Here is a 12,259-nt window from a genome sequence, read left to right as displayed (position 1 = left end):
GCCACCGCGCTGACTGACGACGGCGGGTCCGCCAGCGCAGCTGACTGACGACGGCGGGTCCGCCACCGCAGCTGACCGACGACGGCGGGTCCGCCACCGCGCTGACTGACGACGGCGGGTCCCCCACCGCAGCCGACCGACGACAGCAAGTCCGCCACCGCAGCTGATCGCAACCGCTCGCTAGGCTGGGCGTACGCAGCACGGCATCGCGCAAGTCGCGCAGTACGGCGTACGTCAGGAGATCGGCACATGGCAGAGCGCAAGCCCACCGAATCGTGGCTCACCGACATGGACGGTGTGCTCATTCACGAGGGTGTGCCGATCCCCGGCGCCGACGCCTTCGTCAAACGGCTGCGGGAGTCCGGGAAGCCTTTCCTCGTCCTCACCAACAACTCGATCTACACCGCTCGTGACCTGCACGCCAGGCTTCAGCGGATGGGCCTGGACGTGCCGGTCGAGAACATCTGGACCTCCGCCCTCGCCACCGCCAAGTTCCTCGACGACCAGCGGCCCGGCGGGACCGCGTACGTCATCGGTGAGGCGGGCCTGACCACGGCGCTGCACGACATCGGGTACGTGCTCACCGACCACGAGCCCGACTACGTCGTTCTGGGCGAGACCCGTACGTACTCCTTCGAGGCCATGACCAAGGCGGTGCGGCTGATCAAGGGCGGCGCCCGTTTCATCGCCACGAACCCGGACGAGACCGGCCCGTCCACGGAGGGCCCGCTGCCCGCCACCGGCGCGGTCGCCGCGCTGATCACCAAGGCGACCGGCAAGCAGCCGTACTTCGCCGGCAAGCCGAACCCGCTGATGATGCGGACCGGCCTGAACGCCATCGGGGCGCACTCCGAGACCAGCGCGATGATCGGTGACCGGATGGACACCGACGTGCTGGCCGGTCTCGAGGCGGGCATGGAGACGTTCCTGGTGCTCACCGGGGTGACCACGCCCGCCGAGATCGAGCAGTATCCCTTCCGCCCCTCGAAGATCGTGAACTCGATCGCGGACCTCGTCGACCGCGTCTGAGGCACCGGCCAGAGCATGGGCACACGGTGATCACGCAGTGAGTGGACCGTGATCTAAACCGGTCAGGACCTCTACAGGACCCGGACGGAGTAATCGTCCCCCTCCTGGAGATGCGCCCCGGCGACCCGAGGAGGAGTCTCCAGGTATCTGGAGGTTCACGATGTGCTCACTGCGAATCACTCTCTGTGTCGGGGCGGTGTTGGCGGCCGCGTTCACCCCCACCGCCCACGCGGCCGACGCGGGCGTCCCGGTGACGTCTACCTCGGCGGCCGACGCGGGCGTCCGGGTGACGCCCGCCTCCCCGGCCCCTGGTAGCGACATCCAGCTGCGGGCCACGGGCTGCGCGGGGCAGACGGGTACCGCGAAATCGGCCGCGTTCGTCGCGGACGCGCAGCTCACCGGCAGGGACGGCACACTCACCGGCGAGAGCCGCGTACCGACCTCCCTCCAGCCCGGCACCTATGACATCAAGGTCAGCTGCGACGGCTACGACAAGAGGATCAAGGGCTCGGTCACCGTCACCGTCGCCTCCAGCGGCAGGGTCAGTCCCTCCACCGCTCCCGCCTCGCCGGTAGCCCCCGTGCACGCGGGCGGCGGTGGCGCCGCGACGCAGCTCGCCATGGTGGATGCCCGGCAGACGGGCCCCGGCACCTGGCACGCGGTGATCGGCCTCGTCCTCGCGAGCGTCGCAGCCGTGGCGGTGGCGGTACGCAGCGCCCGCCGGAGCCGGCGCGGCGGCGCCCGCGACTGACGTGTCAGGACAGGAACGCTCCTCCACTGCCGGGCGCCTGCTGACGGGTGCAGCCTGGGCGGTACTGCTGCTCGGGCTGTGGCTGTGGGGTCGTGAGGTGACGGACGTACGGCCCGGGACATCGGCGCCGACCACGGGGGACATGGCCGCGGTCGGACGGCCGCCGGAGGTGCAACTGCCGCCAGCGAGGCCGCCGTTGGGGAACGCAAAGCCGCAGCGCGTCGACATCCCCGCCATGGGCGTGCAGGCACCCGTCGTGGCCCGCGGGCTCGATCCGCAGGGCGCGATCGATCCGCCGCCCTTCGACCAGCCGGGCGTGGTCGGCTGGTACGGCGCCGGGGCGACACCGGGGGCGGCCGGGACCGCGCTGCTCGTGGGGCACGTCGACACCGAGACCAGGCCCGCGGTCTTCTACCGGCTCAGCACGGTACGGCCCGGCGAGACCGTCCGGGTCGTCCGCGACGACGGGACCGTCGCCGAGTTCACCGTGGACGACGTACAGGTCCTCCAACGCGACCACTTCGACGCCCGACAGGCCTATGGCACACGGCAGTCGGGGCGGGCCGAGCTACGGCTCATCACCTGCGGCGGCACCTTCGATGCGACGAGCCGCACCTATACGGCGAACGTGATCGTGTCGGCGTACCTCACGGGCAGCGGAGTCTGATCGCGCGCGTCGTACAGGACCGCCGTTCGCCGCGCTGATGGCCGAACCGCACGGGAGGCCATCCGCCGACACGGCACTGCGCCCGTCGCCGAGTCGCGCTCCGCCGGGTCACCTGGCCCGGTCGACGACCCGCTCCCCCCGGAGCCGTCGACCGGGCTGGTCCTCGACCGCGCGCGCTCGGGCTGCGGGAGAAACCCGGCGTCCGACGCGGGAGGTAAGGGGGGCCGGCCCGCGGATATCGCGGTCCGGCCAACTGGCCGGGGGCTGGGGCCGTGTGAGGCAACTGTAGAGCGGATCAGCGATTCGGCCTAGGGTCTTTCGCGGCCAAGTCGACAGCGCTCACCCCGTACGGTTCGCGCAGGTGGAGCGCGCTTTGCGGACCACTCCAGGGACACTACGAGGGTGGCCCGCCCGGCCCTCCGCCCGGTTTTTCCAGGTCCACCGAGCGGTCGATCACCCCCGTGGCGACCTCGTCGAGCGGCAGCCGGTGCCGGCGCGCGTGCTGCCGCAGCGTGAGGAAGGCCTGGTCGACCCCGGTGTTCCAGCGCTCGGCGAGTATGCCCTTCGCCTGCTCTATGCGCACGCGGCTGGACAGGGCCCCCTGCAACTGACCTGCCAGGCTGCGGTACTGGGCGTAAACCCGGTGGTTCTGCAGCCCGACGGCCGCCGCGTCGGCGAGGGCCTGGGCCAGGTGCACGCTCCAGTGGTCCTCGGGCGGGGTGGTGTGCTCGGGCAGAGTGGGCACGAAGACGTTGAGCGCGCCGAGCAGCGTCTCGCGGCGGCGCAGCGGGACCGCGAAGGTCGCGGCGATGTCGTGGCGCAGCGCCCGTTCGGTGAAGTGGGGCCAGCGGGCGGCGGCATGGGCGACGCTGATCGAGACGGGCGCGACCGGCCGCCCGGTGCCGTAGCTGTCCAGGCAGGGTCCGCCCTGGTGCTGGACGGCCAGCAGATCGAGCGCGACCTCGTGCCGGCGACTGCTCCCGGCAAGTGACACCGCCTCGCCGCCGTCGATCAGCATGACCCCGGCGGCCCGCGCGCCCAGGAGCTCCACGCAGTGGTCGGACAGGCGCTGCAGATAGCGCCTGGCGTCGAAACTGTCGGTCAGTGTGTCCGAGGCCTCCAGCAGGGCAGATGCAAGCAGCGTTTCCCGGCTACTGAGGTGCATGTGGCCTACTCCGATTCCGTTGTTCCCCGCCTCCCCGGCTCGGCCCGCGCCTACCCGGTGACCCGGGGCTGTAACAGCTCTCCACCAAGGCTCGGGTGATCTCGTGGGCGAGGCGGGACCTATGTCAGGATTGCCCTTTCGGACAGTGCACCCAAGGGGGAGTTGGATGTACGGCAGCATGCACGCGGTGCTTTTTCGTGCCGCCGGGGCGCTCAAGCCGGTGTCGAGAGCCCGATCGTACTCAACCCCTCGGGCCTCCGCGCATTCGGATTCTCGACACCCGCGCGCCCCTTTGGCGGTTGCACGGGCGTCCGTGGCGATGGCGGGGGCGGCACTGCTGCTCGCGGGGTGTTTCTCGTCGGGGGGCGACGGCGACGAGGACAACGGTTCCGGCGCCGGCGTCACCCAACAGCCCAAGAACTCGGACCCGTTCTGGGTCAACCCGGACGGGAACGCGGCCGCGCAGGTCGCCGCGTACGTGAAGGCAGGCAAGGACGAGGAAGCCGAGCAGATCCGGAAGATCGCCGAGCAGCCGACGGGCGAGTGGATCGGCCCGGAGAACCCGGAACAGGAGGCGCGCGGCTTCACGGAGGCCGCCGAGAAGGCCGACCGGGACGCGATCCTGGTCCTCTACAACATCCCGCACCGCGACTGCGGCCAGTTCTCGCAGGGCGGCGCCGCGGACGGCAACGCCTACCGGGCCTGGATCGACGGGGTCGCCAAGGGCATCGCGGACCGGCCCGCCACGGTGATCCTGGAGCCGGACGCCGTCCTGCACCTGGTCGACCAGTGCACGCCGGAGGAGTTCCACGAGGAGCGCTACGACCTTCTCAAGGGCGCCATCACCACGCTCAAGGCGCTGAAGAACACGAAGGTGTACGTGGACGCGGGCAACGCGGGCTGGGGGCGGCCCGACCAGATCTTCGAGCCCCTCCAGTGGGCGGGCATCGAGTCGGCGGACGGCTTCTCGGTCAACGTCTCCAACTTCTACACGACCGTGGACTCCATCGCGTACGGGAAGCAGCTCTCGGCGAAGGTCGGCGGCAAGCCCTTCGTCATCGACACCAGCCGCAACGGCAACGGCCCTTACACGGAGGGCGAGCCCGGCGAGAACTGGTGCAACCCGCCGGGCCGCGCGCTGGGCGAGACGCCGACGACCAAGACCGCCGATCCGCTCGTCGACGCGTATCTCTGGGTCAAGCGGCCCGGTGAGTCGGACGGCGAGTGCAAGGGCGGCCCCAAGGCCGGTGAGTGGTGGGCGGATTACGCCCTGAAGCTCGCCAAGGCTTCGAGCTAGTCGGTACGCAACTGGGGGCGCCCTCCGCGAACAGCGGACGGCGCCCCCGGTCACGTACGGGCTAAGGAACCTCCACCCACTGCGCCTTGCTCGGCGTCCCCTCGTCATCCGTGACGAACAGCATGTACCACCCGGATTCGACCAGGTTCCGGTTCTTGGGAACCGTCACCGTGATCCCGTCCTTCGTCTTCTTCAGGTCCAGCGCGATGGAACGCTGGTCGGTGTCGGTGACGTGGGTGGACGCGCTCGGCCGGATCAGCCGGGCCGTCTCGATGGACGAGGCGTGCTGCGTCTTGAAGGTGGCCGAGTCGCCGCGGGCGATCGTCTCCGGGCCGCCGGAGAGGGTGGGCTGCGAGCCGTGGAACAGGTACGGCGGCGTGTAGATCTCGATGCGCTGCTCGAACACGCCGGGTTTGGTGTTGGCCGCGTCGGCGTAGAGCGAGTCGGAGCCGAAGAACATCACGCGGCCGTCGGGCAGCAGGATCGAGCCCGAGTGGTAGTTGCGGCCCACCAGCGGGTCGGCGACCTGGTCCAGCTTGCCGGACTTCGCGTCGTAGATCCGCGCCTGGAGGATGTTGGAGTCGCCGCGCCCGCGGTAGTCCTCCGAGCCGCCCGAGATCAGCACGGTGTCGTCGGGGAGGACCGAGGACTGCGGGTAGCGGGTGCCCTTCTCCAGTGACGGCCCGTCCACGAACGCCGGGTCGTCCGCCAGCAGGTCGATGATCCGGGTCTTCTCGCTGGACTTGTTCGACTCGCCGACCCCGCCGCCGCCGATCACCATGTACTTCTCGTCCTGCGCGGGCGGCAGCAGCACCGTCCCGGAGGTCTCCAGGAGGTCCGGGTCGCTCATGCCGGGCAGCTTGGTGAACTTGTTGGTGTCCAGGTCCCAGATACCGGGGTCGCGGCCGACGTCGTCGGGGCCGTAGCCCGCGTTCGAGCCGGAGTAGAAGAGCTCGCCGGACTGCATCAGGGAGATCGCCGGGTAGGTCGGGAACTGCCGGACGCCTTCGGTGTACGTCCACTTCTTGGTCTTCGGGTCGTAGACCTCGTTCTTGCCCGGTACCAGCTGGCCGATCTCGTCCAGACCGGAGAGGCTGAGGACCTTGCCGTCCGAGAGGGTGGTCAGCGTCGGGTACCAGCGGGCCTCGTTCATCGGGTCGACCTTGATGTACCGCTCGGCGACCGGATCGAACTCGTAGGCGTCCCTGATTCCCTGGAAGTCCTTCTTGTCCAGGGCGAGCTTCTCCGCGATGCCGTACGTGTTGCGGGCGTCGGTGCCGGTGAGGCCCTGGACGCGGTAGTTGTCCTGGGTGCCCGTCTCGTACTCGGTGCCGCTCTGCTGCGCCTCGACGTAGATGCGGCCGAGGCCGGGGTCGTTGCCCAGGAAGGCGCCGGTGTCCGGGTCGAAGACCTTCTTGGCGCGCGGGACGAGCACCGGGTCCTTCGAGACGAAGGTCTTGCCGTTCTCCTTGCCCGTGAACTTGGTGCCCGCGGGCAGGGTGATCGGCTTGTCCGGGTTCTCGTTGTGCACCACCATCAGACCGCCGGCCTTGGTGACGTCACCCTTCATCTTCTCGTAGCGCTTGGTGCCGCCCGCGATCAGCAGATTGCCGTTGGCGAGCTGGGTGTGGCCCGTGCAGAAGAGGTCGGCCGGCGTCGGCACCTTCTTGATGGTGCCCTTGACCGGGTCCCAGATCCGGGTGTCGAACTTCTTCGCGTCGAAGTTGTCCTGGTCGTTGCCGGAGCCCGCGATCAACAGGATCTTGCCGGTGTGCAGCAGGGCCGCGTGGATGGTGTTCTGGCGGAACTCCTCGGGGAAGTCGATGACGTCCCAGTGGCCGTTCTCCGCCTTGTACTCCGGCTTGTTGATCTTGTACTGGTGGTACTGCTCCGTCCCGAAGCGATAGAGCCACGGGCCGTTCATCCCGGCCAGCGCGAGGACCACCGCCGTGCCTATCGCAAGACGACGGGCACGGCGGCGGCTGGCACCGTCTTTCATTTCTTATGTCCCCCAAGGGAAATCTGCATGGTCTGGTCGTTCCCGCTGTTCGCGGCGGCCCACTGAGGCTTGTGCTGCGGTGCGTGCGGGGCGTGCTGTTCCTGCTGCGGCACCGACGCCTGCGGTGGCAGCGGGACGGCCTCGGCCTCAACCGGCTTGGGCTTCTTCCTGTCCTGCCGCATCGCCCAGCGCCAGGCGAAGATCGGCGAGGCGGTGATCAGCAGGGCGAAGGTGGCCCAGATGATCATCGCTGGGTGGGAGTGCCCGAGCACGAAACCGGCGGTGATCGAGCCGGCGAAGACCAGAATGAAGAACAGGTGGATGCGGAAGGTCCCGAACAGTGTGTCGGGGCTCGCCGAATCGCCCTTGGGTGTCACCACGAACTTGCTCTTGCGGCGCAGCACGGCGTCCATGAGCGAGCGGGCGTAGATCGGCGCGGAGAGCGCGGACATCATCATGCCCGCCACGCCGCCGCTGCCCTCGGGCTCGTGCGGCGAGACGTTGTGGCGGCGGTTCCAGATGTAGAGCCCGATCTGCAGCGCGGACGCGTTGCCGTACAGCATCAGCCAGACCGTCGGGTCGATGTTCACACCCGAGGCGCCCAGGCCCAGGAACAGGCAGCAACTCAGCGCCGCGAGGATCCAGTTGAGGGCCGACATCGGGTAGAAGATGATCATCATCGTGTAGTTGAAGAGCTTGCTCGGCGGCAGCGAGTACCAGCCCTTCCAGTACTGCTTGAGGATCGTCTCGTAGGTGCCACGCGACCAGCGCAGCTGCTGGGTGAAGAAGTCCGTCCAGGCGTTGGGACCCTCACCGACCGCGAGCACGTCCGGCGTGTAGACCGAGCGCCACTTCCTGCCGGTGGCCGGGTTCTTGGCGCGGTGGATCTCGAAGCCGGTCGCCATGTCCTCGGTGATCGAGTCGTACAGACCGCCGATCTGCTTCAGCGCCTTGATGCGTACGGCGTTGGAGGTGCCCACGAACATAGGGGAGCCGTAGGCGTTGCCGGCGCGCTGGATCAGGGCGTGGAAGAGGAACTGCTGGGACTCGGCGGCCTTGGTGATGACGTTGTCGTAGTTGCCGTACACCTGCGGGCCGATGACGAAGCCGACGTCCGGGTCGCGGAAGAAGCCGAGCATCCGCTCCAGGTAGTTGGGCAGCGGCACATGGTCGGTGTCGACCGAGGCGAAGTAGTCGTAGTCGCCGCCGCGCGCGTCCAGCCAGGCGTTGTAGTTGCCGTGCTTGGTCTTGGCGCGGTGCGGTCCCTTGGGCATGTTCCACTTCGCGATGCCCTTGCGGGAGAAGTGGTGCACGCCCAGGCGCGCGCAGACCTCCTTCACCTCCGGGTCGTCGCCCTCGTCGAGGAGCCAGATGTGCAGAAGACCCCGGTGGCGCAGCTTGACGGCCGCCTCCAGGGTCTTCGTCACCATGGCGAGGGGTTCCTTGCCGGGTACGAACGAGGTGAGGAAGGCGACTCTGGTGCCGGTCTCGGGCACCACCGGGACCGGGTCGCGGGCGACCAGGGTGGCGTGCGCGTTCGACAGGACGTTCAGGCAGCGGAAGGTCTCGATCAGGCCGATCGAGACCAGCATCACGATGTCGAGGGCCGGCAGGAAGTCGTAGGCGGGATAGTCGCGTTCGGTCCAGTGCGCGGGCTGGAGCAGCCAGACGAGCAGGACCAGCGAGAGCAGCGGAGCGGCACCCAGCATCAGCGCCGCACGTATGCGGTGCGGCTCCTGCGACAGCAGCGAGCGGTACTGCACCTTGTACGGCTTGGTCGGATCGGGCTGTGTGAGGGGCCCCGCGAGCCGGCTGTAGTGCTCGTAGTCGTATCTCGGCAGCGTCTTCTTGATTCTTCGGAATCCGCCCGTCCGGTGCGATGGCACCCGGAGCTGTGTCGTCTCTGACGGGTCGAGTTCCTGCCGGGCGCCCGTCGGCGTCGACGTCATGAGTCATCCCCCCGCACGCGGATGTCCGCGTGTTCGTCGGTTCAGTCGTCCGCTCGGGTCCCCCTCGACCGTCCCGGACGCATCACTGGCAGGCCAGCGTCACCACATCATCTCCACCACAGAGACATGGAACGACGACCTTCCGGTTGCATGATGCCCCCCTCGGCATCGGTTCATGAACTGGGGCCCCCGTCCCCGTCACACGCGCAACCGGCCTTGCCCCCAACTGTCAGGTATCGACAGTCCCTTGAAGCCCAGGGTTCTACGCCTTACATCATGATCGCAAGATGCGAAACGCGGTGTTAACCGGTCATACGCGCTAATTGAGACGCGTGTACGACGAAGGGGTTGTAGTGGCACATGCCGGAAGACCCCCCGCCGCTGCGGAGGGCCTTCCGATCGGTGCGCCGCCAGGGACTCGAACCCCGGACCCGCTGATTAAGAGTCAGCTGCTCTAACCAACTGAGCTAGCGGCGCGTGCTGACGCGGGAACTCTACCCGACCGGGAAGGGTGCCCCGAACCCGTGCCCGGGCGTGGGCGGCCCCGGCGCGCCCTTGTACATCATTCGGACCGTCAACATGCGACACCGGATGACAGTTGAGAAACTGGCGCCTGTGCAGAAGCGCGGAGATTTCGACCTGGAGTGTGAGGGGATTCGCATGAAGGCTCCGGTATTCGAGGAATTCGATGCCGCGAGTGACTGCGACTGCCCCGGATGCGCGCAGTGGCGACGCATCATGCCCTGTTCCTCATCCCCTTCCTTTTCCCCTGCCCCTTCCCCTTCCCCTTCCTTTTCCTGTGTGTCCGGGGCCGTGGGCCGTCCGGCGGTCCGCAGGGCGCTCGTCCTGGCCGCGGCGGCGAGTACGGTCCTTGGCGCGGGCCCCTCGATGACGGCGGTCGCGGCCACCCACGGACCTGCCCGGCCTGGCATTCCCGCAGGTGACGAGCCCGGTACCCCGCAAGGCGGCAAGGCCCCGCTGCACGGCCCTGCGGGAAAACCGGCCCCCGCCACCAAGCCCGGCACCCTCTCCAAGGCACCCGCGACCACGCGGGCCGAGATCATCAACCGGGCCAAGACATGGATCGACGCGGAAGTGCCGTACAGCATGAGCGAGTACTGGTCGGACGGTTACCGCCAGGACTGCTCCGGCTTTGTCTCGATGGCCTGGAACCTTCCGGGCAACGAATGGACCGGCAGCCTCGACACCGTCAGCGACCGTATTACCCGCGACCAGCTCCAGCCCGGCGACATCCTCCTCTTCCACAATCCGGCGAACCCCGAGAAGGGTTCGCACGTCGTCATTTTCGGCGGCTGGACGGACTACACGCACACCTATTACATCGCTTACGAGGCGACACCCCCGCACGCGCGGAAGCAGGGCACTCCGTACGCGTACTGGAAGAACTCGGACCGCTATCTGGCCTATCGGTACAAGGGCCTGGCGGAGAGCGCGAGCGGGGCGAAGCCGGCGGCGGGGAAGGGGGCCGGCCGCTTCCCGGGGGCCGCGTACTTCGGGCCCGGCGCGAACAACAAGTACGTCACCCAGCTGGGCCGGCTCCTCGTGGCGCGCGGCGCGGGCCGTTTCTACACCTCGGGTCCGGGCCCTCGCTGGTCGGCCGCGGACGGGCGGGCCACCCGGGCGTTCCAGCGCGCGCAGGGCTGGACGGGGGCGGACGCGGACGGCCTGCCGGGGCCGCTGACGTGGTCGTACCTGCTGGGGAAGAAGGGCAAGGACATCCCCCCGGAGGGCAGCACCGGGCCGAAGGAGCCGAACGGACCAGGGGCCGAGGGTTCCGGCGGAAACGGTTCCGGGCTGAACGGTTCCGGAGTGAGCGGGGCGCACGGCCCGGGTGCCTCCTCGCACGGGGTGCCCGGCTATCCGGGGCGCGGGATGTTCCGCCCCGGCGCGAGCAACACGTATGTCACCAAGCTCGGAAGGCAGCTGGTCAAGAAGAGGTTCGGCAAGTACTACACGTCGGGCCCGGGGCCGCGCTGGGGCGAGGCGGACCGACGCAACGTCGAGGCGTTCCAACGGGCACAGGGCTGGCGCGGCGGCGCTGCGGACGGCTACCCGGGACCGGAGACCTGGCGGCGGCTCTTCTCCTGACCCTTTCGACTTCTCGTGCACTCCTCGTGCACCTTCCAGGCGGATCTTCCAGGCGCGGAGGCATGGAGGCAGATATGAGTACGACGACTTCACACACCCCGGAGTCCGAGGGGCCGTGCTCCAGGGCGCCCGGGACGGAACCGGCACCGGATGGTGGCGCGCGCGAGGGTGGCGCGCGCGAGGGTGGCGCGCGCTCCACCCGGCTCATTCACAACGAGGTGACCACCGAGATCCCCGTCCATCTGCTGTTCAGGGACGATCCCGAGCCGGTGTCCGTCCCGCTCGGGCCCGCCGTCGTGGGGCGGCGGCGCGGTACGGGGGAGCAGCCGCGCATCCGGCGCCCGGCGCCCGGCGCGGCCCCGCGCCCGGTGCCGGAGATCGACCCCGAACTGGTGGAGCGCCCCGCACGGGTGCTGCCCGGAGCGGTGGGAGTGCTGGCCGGTGCCTGTGGGCTGGCCGGATGTGTACTCACCTCGTGGTGGGCGGGCGCCCTGCCCCACTCGGTCGCGCAGGCGCTCGACCTGCCGGGGCACGGCGGCGCCGGACTCGGGCCGGCGCAGTGGGCGGCGTACGCGGGGGCGGGCGCACTCGGTCTGTTCGGCTTCGGCGGTCTCGCCCGGGGGCGGACCGGGCGGGCCTGGGTGCTCGGACTGTTCGGGCGCTACCGCGGCACGGTCCGGCGCACCGGGCTCATGTGGGTCAACCCGCTGGTGCTGCGCCGCCGCGTCGACGTACGGCTGCGGCACTGGCGCAGCGAGCCGATGTCCGTGGTCGACACGAACGGGGTCGCGCTGCGGGTGGTCGTGCTGGTCGTCTGGAGGGTCAGGGACACCGCGCGCGCCACGCTCGGGGTGGAGGACCACGAGACGTATCTGCGCGAGTGCGTGGAGGCGGCGCTCTCACGGGTGCTCTCGCGGCTCCCGGCCGAACTGCCGCCCGCCGTCGTCAGGGACGCGACCCTGCGCAACACCGAGGCGGTCGGCGAGGCGCTGACCCGGCTGGTGGCCGCGGACACCGCGCCGGTCGGCCTCGAGGTGTTCTCGGCTCAGCCGACGAAGATCGACTACGCGCCCGAGGTCGCCGCCGTGATGCAGCGCCGCCGGATCGCCGCGCTGGACGCCCAGCACCGCGACACCGTGCTCACCTCCGTCGTCGACTCGGTCGAGGACACGGTGACCCGGCTGACCGTCCGGGGGCTCGTCGAACTCGACGACTACGAACGCAAGGCGCTGGTCAAGGACTTGACGGTGGCGTTCTACACGGGCCGCCGGGAATCGTCTTCATGAGAGTTCG

General features: G+C 69.4%; 9 protein-coding genes and 1 tRNA gene. 6 read left to right on the top strand and 4 right to left on the bottom strand.

The annotated features are described in order from the left end of the window. Positions 1 to 249: 249 nt before the first annotated feature. From ACFYPC_RS14105 to ACFYPC_RS14095, 3 genes are all read left to right on the top strand, one after another. Positions 250 to 1,029 carry an HAD-IIA family hydrolase gene (locus tag ACFYPC_RS14105; protein WP_388674820.1) on the top strand — a complete coding sequence of 260 codons (780 nt, stop codon included), beginning with the start codon at positions 250 to 252 and terminating at the stop codon, positions 1,027 to 1,029. Positions 1,030 to 1,189: 160 nt separating this feature from the next. Continuing rightward, on the top strand, positions 1,190 to 1,780 hold the full coding sequence (locus ACFYPC_RS14100; protein ID WP_388674817.1) for a hypothetical protein: 591 nt from the start codon (positions 1,190 to 1,192) through the stop codon (positions 1,778 to 1,780). Between the two features lies 1 nt (position 1,781). Continuing rightward, positions 1,782 to 2,447 carry a class F sortase gene (locus ACFYPC_RS14095; protein WP_388674815.1) on the top strand — a complete coding sequence of 222 codons (666 nt, stop codon included), beginning with the start codon at positions 1,782 to 1,784 and terminating at the stop codon, positions 2,445 to 2,447. 394 nt (positions 2,448 to 2,841) lie between these two features. Here ACFYPC_RS14095 and ACFYPC_RS14090 read toward each other — a convergent pair whose 3' ends face one another. Continuing rightward, positions 2,842 to 3,612 carry a GAF and ANTAR domain-containing protein gene (locus tag ACFYPC_RS14090; RefSeq protein WP_388674812.1) on the bottom strand — a complete coding sequence of 257 codons (771 nt, stop codon included), beginning with the start codon at positions 3,610 to 3,612 and terminating at the stop codon, positions 2,842 to 2,844. A gap of 319 nt (positions 3,613 to 3,931) precedes the next feature. On the opposite strand from ACFYPC_RS14090, the gene ACFYPC_RS14085 reads away from it, so the two are divergent. After that, positions 3,932 to 4,909 carry a glycoside hydrolase family 6 protein gene (locus tag ACFYPC_RS14085; protein ID WP_388675252.1) on the top strand — a complete coding sequence of 326 codons (978 nt, stop codon included), beginning with the start codon at positions 3,932 to 3,934 and terminating at the stop codon, positions 4,907 to 4,909. 61 nt (positions 4,910 to 4,970) lie between these two features. Here ACFYPC_RS14085 and ACFYPC_RS14080 read toward each other — a convergent pair whose 3' ends face one another. The 3 genes from ACFYPC_RS14080 to ACFYPC_RS14070 form a co-directional block, all read right to left on the bottom strand. After that, positions 4,971 to 6,908 carry a galactose oxidase-like domain-containing protein gene (locus ACFYPC_RS14080; protein ID WP_388674809.1) on the bottom strand — a complete coding sequence of 646 codons (1,938 nt, stop codon included), beginning with the start codon at positions 6,906 to 6,908 and terminating at the stop codon, positions 4,971 to 4,973. Next, positions 6,905 to 8,857 (bottom strand): glycosyltransferase family 2 protein, encoded by a 1,953-nt coding sequence (locus ACFYPC_RS14075; RefSeq protein WP_388674807.1) that lies wholly within the window; start codon positions 8,855 to 8,857, stop codon positions 6,905 to 6,907. The genes ACFYPC_RS14080 and ACFYPC_RS14075 overlap by 4 nt, the downstream gene beginning before the upstream one ends. A 403-nt stretch (positions 8,858 to 9,260) precedes the next feature. Next, a tRNA-Lys gene (locus tag ACFYPC_RS14070) sits at positions 9,261 to 9,334 on the bottom strand. Between the two features lie 183 nt (positions 9,335 to 9,517). Here ACFYPC_RS14070 and ACFYPC_RS14065 point away from each other — a divergent pair. Both ACFYPC_RS14065 and ACFYPC_RS14060 read left to right on the top strand, forming a co-directional pair. Next, entirely contained in the window at positions 9,518 to 10,966 is a 1,449-nt protein-coding gene (locus tag ACFYPC_RS14065) for a peptidoglycan-binding protein (RefSeq protein WP_388674804.1), read from the top strand. A gap of 74 nt (positions 10,967 to 11,040) precedes the next feature. Then, complete coding sequence (locus tag ACFYPC_RS14060) at positions 11,041 to 12,252, top strand: SPFH domain-containing protein (RefSeq protein WP_388674801.1); 1,212 nt, start codon at positions 11,041 to 11,043, stop codon at positions 12,250 to 12,252. The last annotated feature ends 7 nt before the right edge of the window (positions 12,253 to 12,259 follow it).

This window comes from Streptomyces sp. NPDC005808, from assembly GCF_042871385.1.
Taxonomy (GTDB): Bacteria; Actinomycetota; Actinomycetes; order Streptomycetales; family Streptomycetaceae; genus Streptomyces.
The sequence above is the reverse complement of the archived record's forward strand: the minus strand, read 5'-3'. Positions and strand labels throughout refer to the sequence as shown.